The 16,845-nt window shown below is 70.0% G+C and carries 14 protein-coding genes and 1 pseudogene; 8 read left to right on the top strand and 7 right to left on the bottom strand.

What is annotated here, in order from left to right; all coding sequences use genetic code 11:
* Positions 1–135 precede the first annotated feature (135 nt).
* From ACTWQR_RS27130 to argF, 6 genes are all read left to right on the top strand, one after another.
* Positions 136–921, top strand: a complete 786-nt coding sequence (locus ACTWQR_RS27130; protein ID WP_443229783.1) for an arsenate reductase/protein-tyrosine-phosphatase family protein — start codon at positions 136–138, stop codon at positions 919–921.
* Positions 918–1,301 carry a VOC family protein gene (locus tag ACTWQR_RS27125; RefSeq protein WP_443229782.1) on the top strand — a complete coding sequence of 128 codons (384 nt, stop codon included), beginning with the start codon at positions 918–920 and terminating at the stop codon, positions 1,299–1,301. The genes ACTWQR_RS27130 and ACTWQR_RS27125 overlap by 4 nt, the downstream gene beginning before the upstream one ends.
* 554 nt (positions 1,302–1,855) lie before the next feature.
* Complete coding sequence (locus ACTWQR_RS27120; protein WP_443229781.1) at positions 1,856–3,337, top strand: 3' terminal RNA ribose 2'-O-methyltransferase Hen1; 1,482 nt, start codon at positions 1,856–1,858, stop codon at positions 3,335–3,337.
* A complete protein-coding gene (locus ACTWQR_RS27115) occupies positions 3,334–5,946 on the top strand; it encodes a polynucleotide kinase-phosphatase (protein WP_443229780.1) in 2,613 nt (870 codons plus the stop codon). Before ACTWQR_RS27120 ends, ACTWQR_RS27115 begins: the two co-directional genes overlap by 4 nt.
* A gap of 178 nt (positions 5,947–6,124) precedes the next feature.
* Complete coding sequence (locus tag ACTWQR_RS27110) at positions 6,125–7,351, top strand: arginine deiminase (protein WP_443229779.1); 1,227 nt, start codon at positions 6,125–6,127, stop codon at positions 7,349–7,351.
* 100 nt (positions 7,352–7,451) lie between these two features.
* Positions 7,452–8,459: an ornithine carbamoyltransferase gene (argF, locus tag ACTWQR_RS27105; RefSeq protein WP_443229778.1), complete on the top strand. Its 1,008-nt coding sequence runs from the start codon at positions 7,452–7,454 to the stop codon at positions 8,457–8,459.
* A 72-nt stretch (positions 8,460–8,531) separates the two neighbouring features.
* Here the strand turns inward: argF and ACTWQR_RS27100 are convergent, their stop codons facing one another.
* Positions 8,532–8,984, bottom strand: a complete 453-nt coding sequence (locus ACTWQR_RS27100; RefSeq protein ID WP_443229777.1) for an ATP-binding protein — start codon at positions 8,982–8,984, stop codon at positions 8,532–8,534.
* Positions 8,985–9,297: 313 nt separating this feature from the next.
* On the opposite strand from ACTWQR_RS27100, the gene ACTWQR_RS27095 reads away from it, so the two are divergent.
* Together ACTWQR_RS27095 and ACTWQR_RS27090 are read left to right on the top strand one after the other, a co-directional pair.
* Positions 9,298–10,125, top strand: a complete 828-nt coding sequence (locus tag ACTWQR_RS27095) for an enoyl-CoA hydratase family protein (RefSeq protein ID WP_443229776.1) — start codon at positions 9,298–9,300, stop codon at positions 10,123–10,125.
* Entirely contained in the window at positions 10,110–12,569 is a 2,460-nt protein-coding gene (locus ACTWQR_RS27090; RefSeq protein WP_443229775.1) for a bifunctional salicylyl-CoA 5-hydroxylase/oxidoreductase, read from the top strand. The genes ACTWQR_RS27095 and ACTWQR_RS27090 overlap by 16 nt, the downstream gene beginning before the upstream one ends.
* Before the next feature lie 58 nt (positions 12,570–12,627).
* On the opposite strand, the pseudogene ACTWQR_RS27085 reads toward ACTWQR_RS27090, so the two are convergent.
* From ACTWQR_RS27085 to ACTWQR_RS27060, 6 genes and pseudogenes are all read right to left on the bottom strand, one after another.
* A pseudogene (locus ACTWQR_RS27085) lies at positions 12,628–12,753 on the bottom strand (sulfate adenylyltransferase subunit CysD); the annotation flags it as partial.
* 15 nt (positions 12,754–12,768) lie between these two features.
* The gene (cysC, locus tag ACTWQR_RS27080; RefSeq protein WP_443229774.1) at positions 12,769–13,320 is read right to left on the bottom strand and encodes an adenylyl-sulfate kinase; all 552 of its coding nucleotides are present in this window, start codon (positions 13,318–13,320) and stop codon (positions 12,769–12,771) included.
* On the bottom strand, positions 13,317–14,573 hold the full coding sequence (locus ACTWQR_RS27075; protein ID WP_443229773.1) for a glycosyltransferase family 4 protein: 1,257 nt from the start codon (positions 14,571–14,573) through the stop codon (positions 13,317–13,319). The genes cysC and ACTWQR_RS27075 overlap by 4 nt, the downstream gene beginning before the upstream one ends.
* On the bottom strand, positions 14,570–14,989 hold the full coding sequence (locus tag ACTWQR_RS27070; RefSeq protein ID WP_443229772.1) for a hypothetical protein: 420 nt from the start codon (positions 14,987–14,989) through the stop codon (positions 14,570–14,572). Before ACTWQR_RS27070 ends, ACTWQR_RS27075 begins: the two co-directional genes overlap by 4 nt.
* Positions 14,986–15,882 (bottom strand): sulfotransferase family protein, encoded by an 897-nt coding sequence (locus ACTWQR_RS27065; protein WP_443229771.1) that lies wholly within the window; start codon positions 15,880–15,882, stop codon positions 14,986–14,988. The genes ACTWQR_RS27070 and ACTWQR_RS27065 overlap by 4 nt, the downstream gene beginning before the upstream one ends.
* Positions 15,883–15,975: 93 nt before the next feature.
* A complete protein-coding gene (locus ACTWQR_RS27060) occupies positions 15,976–16,845 on the bottom strand; it encodes a PaaX family transcriptional regulator (RefSeq protein WP_443229770.1) in 870 nt (289 codons plus the stop codon).

Raw genomic sequence — 16,845 nt, 5'->3', positions numbered from 1 at the left:
GGCGGGACGGGCCGGTACGACTCGGACGCGCATTCCCGGCGTACGGCCCGAGGCGCGGGGCGCGGGGCGCCGGCCGACGGTACGGACACCATTCACCGAGGAATCCATCAAGTGGGTTTGATGTATTCTGGTGGCATGGTGCCCACAGGGCAAGTCGCCCCGGCGTTTGTGCGTCTGGCCGCCAACCCACTGCGGTGGCGGTTGCTGACCGCGCTGGCCGGAAGTGACTACCGGGTCCGTGAGCTGGTCGACCTGCTCGGCCACCCGCAGAACCTGGTCTCCTACCATCTGCGACTGCTGCGCCGCAGCGGACTGGTCACCGCCCGTCGGAGCAGCTTCGACGGGCGCGACAGCTACTACCACCTGGATCTGGAGCGCTGCGCGCACGCGCTGACAGCCGCCGGCGTCGCCCTGCACCCGGCGTTGCGCCTCGATCCCAGCCCGCCACTTCCCACGCCTGCCGAGCAGTCGGCCCGGCCCTACGTGCTGTTCGCGTGCACCGGCAACAGTGCCCGCTCACCGATCGCCGAGGCCCTGCTGCGCCACCGCACCAGCGGCCACGTGGAGGTGATCAGCGCCGGCAGCCAGCCCAAACCGCGTATCCATCCGAACGCCGTACGGGTCCTGGGCGAGCACTACGGCATCGACATCGCCGACCAGAGGCCGCGCCATCTGGACACGGTGGCCCACCACCGTTTCGATCACCTGATCAGCCTGTGCGACAAGGTTCGTGAGGTCTACCCCGAGTTCAGCGATCAGCCGCGACTGACCCACTGGAGCATCCCCGATCCCGCTGCCGACGGCGACAACGACCAGGCAAGCTACCCCGCCTTCCGGCACATGGCGGCGGAGCTAGACATCCGTGTCCGCTACCTGCTGCCCGTCCTCGTCCGCGCCACCACCCCGGAGATCCAGCCATGACAACACTCGACGAGCTCGCCAGCGTCCGCTACATCGTCGACGATGTAGCCGCCGCGGTTCGCTTCTACACCACCCACCTCGGCTTCACCCTGCACACCAATCCCGCGCCCGCCTTCGCCGACGTGGTCCGCGGCCCGCTGCGGCTGCTGCTGTCCGGTCCGGCGAGCTCCGGCGCCCGGGCCACGCCCGATGACTCCAGCGCGCCGGGCCGCAACCGCATCCATCTCATCGTCGACGACCTCGACACCGAGATCGACCGGCTGCGTACCGCCGGTCTGTCCTTCCGCGGTGATGTCGTCGCAGGACCGGGCGGACGCCAGATCCTGCTCCCCGACCCGGCGGGCAACCTCATCGAACTGTTCGAACCTGCCGCACGCTGAGCTGCCGCCGAGGACTGCCGTCTGCCGTGCCTGTGACAAACACCACCGATCCCCTGCAGGCGCGCTCACCTTCCAAGTCCCGACTGGTACGGAGTGGGGCTTCCGCCTTCCCCGCGTGACGCGACGCAGGTGCCGCGGAACCAACCGGGGCCGAGCGGACCCTTGACCCGCTTCCCTGCCCGCCGGACTGCCCGAGTTCGCCCTGGTGCCCTGGGCCGAGTGGAGACGGCGCGGTGAAAATTCCCGAATCCGCCGACGGCGTTCGCTGTACGTTGAGCAGGCGCGCCGAAGAAGGGGCGTTGCGCGGGCGGCCTACCGCAGCGCGGCGTATTCACCGCTACGAGCTTGAGGAAGGGCCAGGAGCTGTGATCACCCAAGCGCGCCATCCCACTGCTGTGCTTCAACAGCATCCGGCACATCCGGCACATCCGGCACATACGCACGCGAGCATCGGGCGCACGCGCACGCGATGCCCACAGCGCCGGTCCGCACGGTCCGCACTGTCCGAACGGTCAGTATCCGCAGCTCAGAAGGCATATCGAGGCATACCCACTGTGTTCCTGACGATCAGTACCACCGGCACCCCAGAACACCCGGCCACCGACCTCGGTTTCCTGCTGCACAAGCACCCCGACAAGGCGCAGGCGTTCTCGACCTCCTATGGCAAGGCACACGTCCTCTACCCGGAGGCGAGCCCCGAACGCTGCACGGCGGCGCTGCTGTTGGAGGTCGACGCGGTGGCACTGGTCCGGCGCGGCAAGGGCAAGGGCCGTGGCGGCGCCCCCGACGCTGCTCTCGCCCAGTACGTCAACGACCGGCCGTACGCCGCGTCGTCCCTCCTCGCCGTGGCGCTGAGCAGCGTGTTCTCCAGCGCGATGAAGGGCGTCTGCCACGCGAAACCCGAACTTCCCGCACGGCCGCTGCCCCTGCGCGTCGAGGTACCCGCACTGCCGGCACGCGGCGGCGCCGACCTCGTACGGGCGCTCTTCGAACCGCTCGGCTGGACGGTGACGGCCGAACAGGTCGCGCTGGACGCCGAGTTCCCCGAGTGGGGCGACTCCCGGTACGTACGCCTCGTACTGGAGGGTGAGCAGCGGCTCTCCGACGCGTTGCGCCACCTGTACGTCCTTCTCCCCGTGCTCGACGACGCCAAGCACTACTGGGTCTCGTCCGACGAGGTCGACAAGCTGCTGCGGGCCGGGGAGGGCTGGCTGCCGGCGCACCCGGAGCAGAAGCTGATCACCAGCCGCTATCTGTCGCGCCGTTGGTCGCTCACCCGGGAGGCCATGGAGCGGCTGGAACTCGTACGGCTGGCCGAGGCGGACGACAGTGAGGTCGAGGAGATCGACAACGCCGTCGACGAGTCGCAGGACACGGACGAGAAGCCCGTGCCGCTCGCGGTCCACCGGCGGGACGCGATCGTCGCCGCGCTGAAGGCCGCCGACGCCGGACGCGTGCTCGATCTCGGGTGCGGACAGGGCCAGTTGGTGCAGGAGCTGCTGAAGGACACGCGCTTCACCGAGATCGTCGGGGTCGACGTCTCGATGCGGGCGCTCACCATCGCCGCCCGGCGGCTCAAGCTGGAGCGGATGGGTGAGCGGCAGGCCGAGCGCGTCAAGCTCGTGCAGGGCTCGCTCGCGTACACCGACAAGCGGCTCAAGGGGTACGACGCCGCGGTGCTCAGCGAGGTCATCGAGCACCTCGACCTGCCGCGGCTGCCCGCCCTGGAGTACGCCGTGTTCGGTTCCGCACGCCCCCGGACCGTGATCGTGACGACGCCGAACGTCGAGTACAACGTCCGCTGGGAGACCCTCCCCGCCGGCCACGTCCGGCACGGCGACCACCGCTTCGAGTGGACGCGCGAGGAGTTCCGGGCCTGGGCGGGGACGGTTGCCGAACGGCACGGCTACGGCGTGGAGTTCGTGCCGGTCGGGCCGGACGACCCCGAGGTGGGGCCGCCGACGCAGATGGCCGTCTTCTCAATGAGCACAGCCACGATGACCACTCGGACCACGAAGGAGGAGAAGGCCGCATGACCGACGAGATCACCAAGGCACGTGTCCTGCCCGTCACCGACCTCTCCCTCGTGGTGCTGATCGGCGCGTCCGGCTCGGGCAAGTCCACCTTCGCGCGACGGCACTTCAAGCCGACGGAGGTCATCTCCAGCGACTTCTGCCGCGGTCTCGTCGCCGACGACGAGAACGACCAGAGCGCCAGCGGGGACGCCTTCGACGTCCTGCACTACATCGCGGGCAAGCGGCTCGCGGCGGGCCGGCGCACGGTCGTCGACGCGACCAACGTGCAGTCCGAGAGCCGTAAGCAGCTGATCGACCTCGCCAGGAAGCACGACGTGCTGCCCATCGCCATCGTGCTCGACGTACCCGAGGACGTGTGCGCCGAGCGCAACGCGTCCCGCACCGACCGGGCCGACATGCCGCGCCGCGTCATCCAGCGGCACACCCGCGAACTCAGGCGCTCGCTGCGGCACTTGGAGCGCGAGGGATTCAGGAAGGTGCACATCCTGCGGGATGTGGAGGAGATCGAGAGCGCCGGGGTCCGCACCGAGAAGCGGTTCAACGACCTGACGCACCTCACCGGCCCGTTCGACATCATCGGCGACATCCACGGCTGCGCCGCCGAACTGGAGTCCCTGCTCGGCAAATTGGGCTACGACGACGGCGTACACGCGGCGGGCCGTAAGGCGGTCTTCGTCGGCGACCTCGTCGACCGCGGCCCGGACAGCCCGGGCGTACTGCGCCGCGTGATGTCCATGGTGGCCTCGGGCGACGCGCTGTGCGTGCCGGGCAACCACGAGAACAAGTACGGGCGTTACCTCAAGGGCCGCAAGGTCCAGCACACGCACGGACTCGCCGAGACGATCGAGCAGATGGAGGGGCAGAGCGAGGAGTTCAAGCAGCGCGTACGGGAGTTCGTGGACGGACTCGTCAGTCACTACGTACTCGACGGCGGCCGCCTCGTCGTCTGCCACGCCGGGCTGCCCGAGAAGTACCACGGGCGTACGTCGGGCCGGGTGCGCTCGCACGCGCTGTACGGCGACACGACCGGCGAGACCGACGAGTTCGGCCTGCCGGTGCGCTACCCGTGGGCGGAGGACTACCGGGGCCGGGCCGCGGTCGTCTACGGACACACGCCGGTGCCGGAGGCCACCTGGCTGAACAACACCATCTGCCTGGACACCGGTGCCGTGTTCGGCGGCAAGCTCACCGCGCTGCGCTGGCCGGAGCGCGAGCTCGTCGACGTACCGGCCGAGCGGGTCTGGTACGAGCCGGTCAAGCCGTTGCGCACCGAGGCGCCCGGCGGCCACGACGGACGCCCGCTCGACCTCGCCGACGTGCACGGCCGCCGATTCGTCGAGACCCGGCACGCCGGACGGGTCTCCGTACGCGAGGAGAACGCCGCCGCGGCCCTTGAGGTCATGAGTCGCTTCGCCGTGGACCCGCGGCTGATGCCGTATCTGCCGCCGACGATGTCGCCGACCGCGACGTCGCACGTCGACGGCTACCTGGAACACCCGGCGGAGGCCTTCGCGCAGTACAAGGCGGACGGGATCGCGCGGGTCGTGTGCGAGGAGAAGCACATGGGGTCGCGGGCGGTCGCGCTGGTGTGCCGGGACGCGGAGGTCGCGCGGGAGCGGTTCGGGGTCGGGGGGACCTCTCACGCTCCTTCGAGCAGTGGGGGAGGGGTGACCGGTTCGTTGTACACCCGTACCGGGCGGCCCTTCTTCTCCGATCCCGCCGTCACCGAGGAGGTCCTCGGGCGGCTGCGGAGCGCCGTGACCGAGGCCGGGCTGTGGGACGAGCTGGAGACCGACTGGGTGCTCCTGGACGCCGAGTTGATGCCGTGGTCGCTCAAGGCGTCCGGGCTGCTGCGCACGCAGTACGCCGCTGTGGGGGCCGCCGCGGGGGCGGTGTTCCCGGGAGCGGTCGCCGCGCTCGAAGGCGCCGCGGCGCGTGGTGTCGACGTACAGGACCTGCTGGTGAAGCAGCAGGAACGGGCCGCCGACGCCGCCTCCTTCACCGACGCGTACCGGCGCTACTGCTGGACCACGTCCGGCCTCGACGGGGTGCGGCTCGCGCCCTTCCAGGTCCTTGCCGTGCGGGGACGGAGCCTGGCGGGGCTGCCGCACGACGAACAGCTCGCGCTGATCGACCGGATGGTGACGGCTGACACCACCGGGCTGCTGCAGACCACCCGGCGGCTGTTCGTCGACACCGGCGACCCCGCGTCGGTCCAGGCCGGTGTCGACTGGTGGCTGGAGATGACCGGACGCGGTGGCGAGGGCATGGTCGTCAAGCCGGTCGAGGCCGTGGTGCGGCGGGGGTCCCCCCGCTCGAGCGAAGTCGAGAGTGGGGGCGGGGCGGGGCGGCTTGTGCAGCCCGGCATCAAGTGTCGTGGGCGTGAGTACCTCCGGATCATCTACGGGCCCGAGTACACGCGTCCCGAGAACCTCGACCGGCTGCGGGGGAGGTTCCTCAACCACAAGCGGTCGCTGGCTCTTCGGGAGTACGCGCTGGGCTTGGAGGCGTTGGATCGGCTGGCGGAGGGGGAGCCGTTGTGGCGGGTGCATGAGGCGGTGTTCGGGGTGCTGGCGCTGGAGTCGGAGCCGGTGGATCCGCGGTTGTAGGGGTTTCGCCAAACGCCGGAGGGGCTGAATTTTCGCGGCCGGGGCCCGCCATTTTCAGCCCGTCCGGCGTTTGAGGACGAGGCCGTCCAGGCCGAAAGCGGGGGTCTGGGGGCGCAGCCCCCAGGGACTTCGCGGCAATCGGCGGGTGAACACGCGCCCGAATGGTCAGGATGGAGGCATGGGATTCCACGTCGACTCCGAGGCCGGGCGGCTGCGCCGCGTCATACTTCACCGGCCGGATCTAGAGCTCAAAAGGCTCACCCCCAGCAACAAGGACGCCCTGCTCTTCGACGACGTCCTGTGGGTGCGCCGGGCGCGCGCCGAGCACGACGGATTCGCGGACGTGCTGCGCGACCGCGGGGTCACCGTCCACCTCTTCGGTGACCTGCTGACCGAGGCCCTGGGGATCCCGGTGGCCAGGTCACTCGTACTGGACCGGGTCTTCGACGAGAAGGAGTACGGTCCGCTGGCCACCGACCACCTCCGGGAGGCCTTCGAGACGATGCCCGCCGCGGCACTGGCCGAGGCGCTTGTCGGCGGGATGACCAAGCGGGAGTTCCTGGACGCGCACCCGGAGCCGACGTCCGTGCGCTTCCACGTCATGGACCTCGACGACTTCCTTCTCAGACCGCTGCCCAACCACCTCTTCACCCGGGACACCTCCGCCTGGATCTACGACGGCGTCTCCATCAACGCCATGCGCTGGCCGGCGCGGCAGCGCGAGACCGTGCACTTCGAGGCGATCTACCGGCATCATCCGCTGTTCCGGGACGAGGGCTTCCACCTCTGGTCGGAGGGGCAGGCCGACTACCCGTCCACCATCGAGGGCGGCGACGTGCTGGTGATCGGCAACGGCGCCGTGCTCATCGGCATGAGCGAGCGGACGACACCCCAGGCCGTGGAGATGCTCGCGCACAAGCTGTTCGCCGCCGGGTCGGCGGAGACGATCGTGGCGCTCGACATGCCCAAGCGGCGGGCGCTGATGCACCTGGACACGGTGATGACGATGGTCGACGGCGACACCTTCACGCAGTACGCGGGGCTCGGCATGCTCCGCTCGTACACCATCGAACCGGGCGTCGGCGACAAGGAGCTGAAGGTCACCGACCATCCGCCGGAGCACATGCACCGCGCGATCGCCGCGGCTCTCGGGCTCGACCGGATCCGGGTGCTCACCGCCACGCAGGACGTGCACGCCGCCGAGCGCGAGCAGTGGGACGACGGCTGCAACGTCCTCGCGGTCGAGCCGGGTGTCGTCGTCGCGTACGAGCGGAACGCGACCACGAACACGCATCTGCGCAAGCAGGGCATCGAGGTGATCGAGATCCCGGGCAGCGAGTTGGGCCGGGGTCGGGGCGGCCCGCGCTGTATGAGCTGTCCAGTGGTGAGGGACCCGGTGGGTTAGCCGACGCCGGTGTGCCGCCTTCGAACATGGGACCGTATAGAAATGTGTGACGTCGTATAGAATTCCAGGCGTCCGTGTCCACGCAACCCTGGAGCGCCCCATGGCGACAGTCCCCCATGCCCTCGCCGGCCGCCACTTCGTGAAGGAGCTGGACTTCACGGACGAGGAGTTCCGCGGTCTGATCGAGCTCGCCGCCGAGCTGAAGGCGGCGAAGAAGGCCGGGACGGAGACCCAGTACCTGCGGGGCCGGAACATCGCGCTGATCTTCGAGAAGACCTCGACGCGTACGCGCTGCGCGTTCGAGGTCGCGGCCGCGGACCAGGGCGCGTCGACCACGTATCTCGACCCGTCGGGCTCGCAGATAGGGCACAAGGAGTCCGTGAAGGACACCGCGCGGGTGCTCGGCCGGATGTTCCACGCGATCCAGTACCGCGGGGACAGCCAGGAGAATGTCGAGGAGCTGGCCGCCCACGCGGGCGTACCCGTCTACAACGGTCTGACCGACGACTGGCACCCCACGCAGATGCTCGCCGACGTGCTCACGATGACCGAGCACTCGGAGAAGCCGCTCGGCGAGATCGCCTTCGCCTACCTGGGTGACGCGCGCCTCAACATGGGCAACTCCTACCTGGTCACGGGCGCGCTCCTCGGGATGGACGTCCGCATTGTGGCCCCGCGGGCCTACTGGCCGGCCGAGGAGGTCATCGATCACGCCCGGAAGCTCGCCGAGACCAGCGGCGGCCGCGTCACCCTCACCGAGGACGTCGCCGCGGGCGTCGCGGGCGTCGACTTCGTCGCCACCGACGTCTGGGTCTCCATGGGTGAGCCCAAGGACGTCTGGGACGAGCGCATCGCCGCCCTCGGCCCGTATGCCGTGACGATGGACGTCCTGCGCGCCACCGGCAACGCGGACGTCAAGTTCCTGCACTGCCTGCCCGCCTTCCACGACCTGGGTACCAAGGTCGGCCGTGAGATCCACGAGCGGCACGGCCTGGACTCCCTGGAGGTCACCGACGAGGTCTTCGAGTCGGCCCACTCGGTCGTCTTCGACGAGGCGGAGAACCGGCTGCACACGATCAAGGCGGTCCTGGTGGCGACGCTCGCCTGAGGGGCTCGCCCGAGAGTTCTGAAGGGCCGAGAGTTCTGAAGAAGGGCTTTACGTCCGTTGCCCGGCCGTCCGTTACACCGGCCTGCGCTGCCGGGGCACCACCGGCAGCCTGAACCAGACGGCCTTCCCGGACTCGGTCGGCCGGTGGCCGCACGACGAGCTGAGGGTGCGGATCAGCAGGAGGCCGCGTCCGTGCTCCTGCCAGGGGTCGGGCTCGCCCGACGGGTCGGGGACCGTCAGATCGCCCGGCGGGGCGGGGTCGGGGTCGTGCACCTCGACCCGGCAGCCGGTGGGCAGCAGTTCCACGACCAGCTCTATCGGCGTGTCGCCCTTGGTGTGCTCCACGGCGTTGGCCACCAGTTCGGCGGTGAGCAGCTCCGCGGTGTCGCTGTCGGCGGCGTGCTCGATCTCGGCGAGGGCGGTACGGACCAGGGCGCGGGCGACGGGCACGGCCGCTGAGGTGTGCGGCAGGGCGATACGCCAGGAGGCTGGGGCGTGGGGCTCGTGCAAGGCGGGTCCGTTCATGGAGCAGGTTGTCCTGCTTTCAACAATAGGAATGGTACGACGTGGCCGGAAAGAGTCCCTAGGCGGGCTTTTTTCGGGACGTTCGACCCGGTATTGGGCTGCGTACCCAGATGAACGGATCCACTCCCGCGGTTTGCTCCCGTGTTACGGGCTTATCGCCGAGCCGTGACTTCGCGACTGGGCTCCGTTACCGGCCTATCGCGTACTCGTGACGACAGTCACAGATGAGTGATAGCTTCGAGGTGTAGCGCGACCGACGCTCCCGCTCCGCTTCGGAGCGAGCCGCCGCCCCCGCCCGAGGAGGCCGCACGTCATGAGTCCCTTCATCGGCTCCGCGACCCGCACGCCCGACTGGCGGCATCTGCGCTGTGAGCTCGCCGACGGCGTCGCCACGGTCACCCTGGCCCGCCCCGAGAAGCTGAACGCGCTCACCTTCGGCGCGTACGCCGACCTGCGGGACCTGCTGGCCGAGCTGTCCCGGGAGAAGTCCGTACGCGCCCTGGTGCTGGCCGGCGAGGGGCGCGGGTTCTGCTCCGGCGGCGACGTCGACGAGATCATCGGCGCGACCCTGTCCATGGACACGTCCCAGCTGCTCGACTTCAACCGGATGACCGGGCAGGTCGTACGGGCCGTACGCGAATGCCCCTTCCCGGTGATCGCGGCGGTGCACGGCGTGGCGGCGGGCGCGGGCGCGGTGCTCGCCCTCGCCGCCGACTTCCGGGTGGCGGATCCGAGCGCACGCTTCGCCTTCCTCTTCACGCGGGTCGGGCTGTCCGGCGGCGACATGGGCGCCGCGTATCTGCTGCCCCGGATCGTCGGGCTCGGGCACGCGACACGGCTGCTGATGCTGGGCGAGCCGGTGCGGGCGCCCGAGGCCGAGCGGATCGGGCTGATCAGCGAGCTGACGGAGGAGGGGCGCACGGACGAGGTCGCCGGGGAACTGGCCCGCCGGCTCGCCGAGGGTCCGGCCCTCGCGTACGCCCAGACGAAGGCCCTGCTCACGGCCGAACTGGACATGCCGCTCGCCGCGAGCGTCGAGCTGGACGCCGCCACCCAGGCCTTGCTCATGAACGGCGAGGACTACGCAGAGTTCCACGCGGCGTTCAAGGACAAGCGACCTCCCAAATGGAGGGGGCGGTAGTTGTGCCTACCTCAGGGGCGCGGGGCTGTGTCGATGTGCGACTCCGCCGCGATGGGAGTCCTCCCGCTCATTGGGGTCCCCCCGCTCAAGAGAAGTCGAGAGTGGGGGCGGAGCCGAGAGTGGGGGACCGCCCAGCTCCCACCGGCCCGCAGCCGCCGGAAACGATTGGCCACCCCCAACGCATCGCAATCATCGGCGGCGGCCCCGGCGGCCTCTACGCCGCCGCCCTCCTGAAGCGTCTCCACCCGTCCCGCGAGGTCACCGTCTGGGAGCGCAACGCCCCCGACGACACCTTCGGCTTCGGTGTCGTTCTCTCCGACGAGACGCTCGGCGGCATCGAGCACGCCGACCCGGTCGTATACGCGGCCCTGCAGGGCGAGTTCGTGCGCTGGGACGACATCGACATCGTGCACCGGGGCACCCGTCACACCTCCGGCGGCCACGGCTTCGCGGCTCTCGGCCGGCGTCGGCTCCTGGAGATCCTGCACGAGCGCTGCCGCTCGCTCGGGGTCGAGTTGCGCTTCCGTACGCAGGCGCCGCATCCGGAGTGGCTCTCGGAGACGTACGACCTCGTCGTCGCGGCGAACGGTGTGAACAGCACCACCCGTGAGGCGTACACCGATGTGTTCAGGCCACATGTGGTCACGCATCAGTGCCGCTATATCTGGCTCGCCGCCGACTTCGCCTTCGACGCGTTTCGATTCGAGATCGCGGAGACCGAGCACGGCGTGATGCAGCTGCACGGCTACCCCTATGCGGCCGACGCCTCGACCGTCATCGTCGAGATGCGCGAGGAGGTGTGGGAGGCGGCCGGGTTCGCGGACCTCGACCCCCAGGAGTCCGTCGAGCGGTGCGCCAAGATCTTCGCGGACGCGCTCGGGGGACGGCCGCTCAGGTCCAACAAGTCCGCGTGGACCACCTTCCGGACCGTCGTCAACGAGCGCTGGTCGCACGGGAACGTGGTGCTGCTCGGCGACGCCGCGCACACCGCGCACTTCTCCATCGGCTCCGGTACGAAGCTCGCCGTCGAGGACGCGCTGGCGCTGGCCGCGTGTCTGGAGGAGCGGCCGGGCATCGCGGACGCCCTGGCCGCGTACGAGGAGGAGCGGCGTCCCGTCGTCGCCTCCACCCAGCGGGCGGCGCGCGCAAGCCTGGAGTGGTTCGAGAACCTGGGCCGCTATCTCGGCCAGCCCCCTCGCCAGTTCGCCTTCAACCTGCTCACCAGAAGCCGCCGGGTCACGCACGACAACCTGCGGCTGCGCGACGCCCGCTTCACCGAGTCCGTGGAGCGCGAGTTCGGCTGCCCGCCCGGTACGCCGCCGATGTTCACCCCGTTCCGGCTGCGCGGCCTGACCCTGCGCAACCGTGTCGTCGTCTCGCCGATGGACATGTACTCGGCCGAGGATGGAGTGCCCGGCGACTTCCACCTCGTCCACCTGGGCGCACGGGCGCTGGGCGGCGCCGGGCTGGTCATGACGGAGATGGTGTGCGTGAGTCCGGAGGGCCGGATCACACCGGGCTGCGCGGGGCTCTACACCGGTCAACAGGCCGAGTCCTGGCGGCGGATCACCGACTTCGTGCACAGGCGGGCGCCGGGTACCGCGATCGGTGTGCAGCTCGGTCACTCCGGCCGCAAGGGCTCGACCAAGCTGATGTGGGAGGGCATCGACGAACCCCTGGAAGAGGGCAACTGGCCGCTCGTGGCCGCGTCCCCGATCCCGTACAGGCCGGAGAACCAGACACCTCAGGAACTGACGCTGACTCAACTCGCCGAGCTTCGCGAGCAGTTCACCGCCGCCGCCTGGCGGGCGGCCCGCTGTGACTTCGATCTGCTCGAACTGCACTGCGCTCACGGTTACTTGCTGTCCGGCTTCCTGTCCCCGCTGACCAACCGACGGACGGACGCGTACGGCGGGACGCTGGAGGACAGGCTGCGCTTCCCGCTGGAAGTGTTCGACGCCGTACGGGCCGTGTGGCCGGAGCACCGGCCGATGACCGTACGGATCTCCGCCACCGACTGGGCCGACGGCGGCACCACGGGAGACGACGCCGTCACCGTCGCCCGTGCCTTCGCCGCCCACGGCGCCGACGCGATCGACGTCTCGACGGGGCAGGTGGTGGCGGACGAACGGCCGGAGTACGGGCGCTCGTACCAGACGCCGTACGCCGACCGCATCCGCAACGAGACCGGCATCCCGGTGATCGCCGTCGGCGCGATCTCCTCCTGGGACGACGTCAACTCCCTGATTCTGGCGGGGCGTACAGACCTGTGTGCCCTCGCCCGGCCGCATCTGTACGACCCCCACTGGACGGTGCACGCGGCGGCCGAGCAGGGCTACACGGGACCCGGGGTCGAGTGGCCCGCGCCCTACCGCGCGGGGCGCCGGCGTCCGCAGACCGGGCGCACCGACGCACCCAAACCCCGGCTCACACTGGGGACTTGACCGAATCCACCTCTCCTCGCCTCACCGAGGTCCGCCATTTGGGCGATGGTCGTGCTGGTCATGGTTGGAAGTACCCCTCGCGCTTGCGGTCTTCCATCGCGGCCTCGGACATCTTGTCGTCGGCGCGCGTGGCACCCCGCTCGGTGAGCCGGGACGCGGCGATCTCCGCGTTCACCTGGTCGATGAGCGCTCACCGGGTTCACACGAGCCCTCTGTCCGCCAGCACCGCGTGCACCGCGTCCGCCGACTCCTCCGGCGTCTGCGCCTGCGTCTTCAGGGTGAGGGCCGGGTCCAGCGGTGGCTCGTACGGGTCGTCGACGCCCGTGAGCCCGGTCAGCTGACCCGCGGCCTGCCGCGCGTACAGCCCCTTCACGTCACGCTCGGCGCACACCTCGACCGGAGTGGCGACATGCACCTCGAAGTACGGCGTCCCGCTCGCCTCGTGCCGCTTGCGTACCGCCTCGCGGCTGTCGGCGTACGGGGCGATGACGGGCACCACGGCCAACACCCCGTTGCGCGCGAGGACTTCGGCGACCAGGCCGATGCGCTGCACGTTGGTGTTGCGGTCCTCGCGCGAGAAGCCGAGGCCCGCGGAGAGGAACCTGCGGATCTCGTCGCCGTCGAGGACCTCCACGCGGTGGCCCTCGGAACGCAGCCGACCGGCGAGAACGCGGGCGATCGTGGTCTTGCCCGCGTTCGGCAGCCCGGTGAGCCAGATCGTGGCTCCCTGCGGCCTTGTCGAGATGGTCATGCGTGCTGTCCTTTCGCGGCGTCCCCGGCGGGGTGCCGTTGTCCGGATGGTTCGTGGAGTTCGCCGAAGAGGGCCTCCCAGCGCGGGTGCACGGCGTCGGGACCGTACGAGGCGGCCGTCAGCACCGCCGCGACGCCCATGTCCGCGCGCAGCGCCCGGTCGGCCATCAGCTTGGCCATGGCCTCGGCGAGCGCGTCGGGATCCTCGGGCGGAACCAACAGCCCGTCAACTCCATGCGTGAGTACGTCCGACGGCCCGGTCGGACAGTCGAAACTCACCACCGGCAGCGAGTGACTCATCGCCTCGATCATCACCATCGGCAGTCCCTCGAAGCGCGAACTGAGCACGTAGAAGGAGGCCTTGGCGAGTTCGTCGTCGAGCCGGTCCGTGTGGCCCATGAGGAACACGTGGTTGTAGAGGTGGTGCTCGTCGATGAGCGCCCGCAGTTCGGCCTTCTTCTCGCCGCTGCCGTAGATCCGCAGCTGCCAGTCGGGGTACGTCTCGACGAGTTTCGCCCACGCCGGGATCAACAGGTCGAAGCCCTTCTGGGGGAACAGCCGGCCGGCCGCCACCGCGATCTTCGAGTGGTGGTCGGAGGGGACCTGGTCGAGGGAGTGCACGGCGTTGGGGATGTGGACGACCCGTGTGCCGGGCAGCAGCTCCTCGTACTCCTGGCGGTCCCGTTCCGTCAGGACGGCGACCGCGTCGAAGCGCGGATAGGCCTCCCGGATGCGCTGCTGCACGTCACGCTTGTGCGTGCCGTGGTTCATGTGCTCCTGCGCGACCCGCAGCACACCGCCCTTCGCGTGCTCCGCGGCAAGGAAGTTGAGGGCGGGCCGTGTGGTCACCAGGACGCCGTCCCGCAGCGAGGACAGGTACGCGATCAGCCGCTGTTCGACGTGCCGGTTGAAGTAGCGGTAGCCGAACTCGCCCTTCGGGACATGCCGTGCGGGCTGCTCGGCCAGCCGCCCTCGGCGCCAGTCCTGCCAGCGCCCGACCATGCCGGACGGCGGGGTGTATGCCTCCTCGCGCAGGTCGACGACCGTGGAGACCGTCACACGCGGGTCGAGCGGGAACTGGATGTCGTTCCGGCGGCGCAGCGCGCTCACCAGCTCGACCTCCCAGCCCGCCTGGACCAGGGAGTTGGCCTGGTTCATCACTGTGCGGATGGTGCCGCCGCGGCCGTACGCGTGCAGGAGCAGGTAGCGGATCTTCGGCCGCTTCCGGGTCTGCCGGATCTGGTGGTCCGTCATGTCGTGGCTCCTGTACGGCACTTGCGGCACACCAGTGAAAGGTTGTCCTTCACCGTGTAGTACGGACGCACGTCGATGCCATGTACCCGCTGTTCCGGATAGACCAAGATCTTCTTCTTGCCACGGATGTCGTCGAGCTGTCGTCCGGCCCGCAACTCCACCTCACCGTCGGTGAGATGGATGTCCCACTCCTCCAGCTCGGCGGCGTCGGCCACCGCCAGGTCGGCGATGGGCAGCTCGCCCTCGAACCGGTCGCCCTTCACCTGCGCGGGGTAGTCCAGCCGCTGCCCGGCGTGGCCACGGCGGACGAGGAGCAGCCGCCAGTCGCCGTCGGCGGGTCTCCCGTGGATGCGTCCGACGAGCCGGACGCGCCCGTCGCGCGGCCACACCTCGGCTATCTCGGCGTGCGGCTTCACGAGCTGTAACCCCAGACCTCGCACATCGGCCGCAGGAGCTCCGGGATCTCGTCCTCGGCGGGCAGCGCTCGCCCGCTCTGCACCTGGCCGGTGCGGATCTTGTCCCGCCAGTCGCCGAGCCCCTTCACGACCTGGGTGTCGTCCTTCTTGCCGTACTCGAGCATCGACGGCTCGAAGTCCACGTCCAGGAAAGCGCAGAGGTCGCGCATCTCCTTCTCGGGGTCGGCGGTGATGTCCTCGTAGCGCACGACGTGGCCGCCGCTGAGCCCCTTGCGGGCGTTCTCGACGGCCTTCATGTAGCGCAGCGCGTCGGCCGCGGCCTCGTCGTAGGTCCGCTTGTCGGGGTCGCCCTCGTGCCAGGACCGGGCGATGGACACCGGGTGGCGGAGCAGGAAGACGAAGCGGGCGTCGGGCCAGCAGTCCCGGATGCGCTGGTACACGAATGCGTTGCTCGGCGTCTTCTCGACGATGAAGTCCTTGCCGGACCTGACCAGCTCGCGGTGGAGCACGCGGTCCCACAGCAGGTGCTCCAGATCGCCGCGCTCCAGGTCGAGGGCGCTCATGGCGCGCTGCGACAGCTTGGTGCCGTAGTCGACCTCCAGGCGGCGGATGTGCGTCTCGTGCGGGGAGTGCAGCCGTGAGTGCGCGTTCAGGAGCATCCGCAGCAGCGTCGAGCCGGAGCGCACCGGCGACATGATGAAGACCGGCTGCCGCAGCAGCCGGTCCGTCGCTAGGTCCTCGGGGGCAGGACATCGGTACACCGGCGTGGGCCGCTTGCCGGGTTTCGCCGCCGCGGCCTTTTTCGGCTGGGGCGGCGTGGCGGGAACGGCCCTACGCACCTGGAGACCGGTGGTGGCGGAGAGCGCCCGGTTTACATTGCGCATCAGACTCATGCGTCACAAGGCTAAGTAAGGATTATGAGAAGAGGGCCGGAGTGACCTGAGCGTTCCCTTTGAGACATCAATTGTGGCCGACGTCACGCGGATTCAGGTTTCCGGCGGGCTTTCCGGTACTCCCCCACTCTCGGCTGCGCTCGAGCGGGGGGACCCCCACGCGAAAGCCGCCCCCGCGTCCCGCAGCCGCTCGTGCAGCGCCCGGAAGACGGCCGCCGAGCGGGCGCCCGGCCAGTCCTCCGGGAGCAGTGCGGGAGGCAGCCCGGGATCGGCGTAGGGGAGATGGCGCCAGGAGTCCAGGGCGAGCAGGTAGTCGCGGTACGCCTCGTCCGGCGGGGTGTCCTTCCGGGCCTCCCAGGCGTGCAGCACGCGCGCGTGGCGGTCGAGAAACGCCTCGTGCTGCTTGGCGATCGCGGCCAGGTCCCACCAGCGCGCGACCGCCTCGACCGTCGCCGTGAAGCCCAGGTGCTCGCCGCGGAACAGCTCCACGTACGCGTCGAGACGCAGCCGTTCCAACGTGTGGCGGGTCTCTTCGTAGAGGCGGGCCGGCGCCAGCCACACCCCCGGGGCGGCCGTTCCGAAGCCGAGGCCGGCCAGCCGGGAACGCAGCACATGACGTTTCTGCCGCTCGGACTCCGGCACGGAGAACACCGCGAGCACCCAGCTGTCGTCCTCCGGGGGCTCCGCCGCGTAGACCCGGCGGTCCCCGTCGTCGAGGAGCTGGCGCGCGTCCGGCGACAGTACGTACCCGGCCGCGCCCGTCGCCGTACGCGCCGGCAGGAGCAGCCCCCGGCGTTTGAGCCGGGACACCGACGAACGCACCGCGGGCGCGTCCACGCCGACGGCGGCGAGGAGCCGGATCAGTTCGGCGACGGGCACGGGACCGGGGGTGAAGCGGCCGTACGCGCCGTAGAAGGTGACGATCAGGGACCGGGGGGCGTGCTGCTCGGACACGTTGATCAT

The sequence above is a fragment of the Streptomyces sp. 2A115 genome (assembly GCF_052245575.1).
Taxonomy (GTDB): Bacteria; Actinomycetota; Actinomycetes; order Streptomycetales; family Streptomycetaceae; genus Streptomyces.
This window is presented reverse-complemented; position numbering and strand designations above follow the sequence as displayed.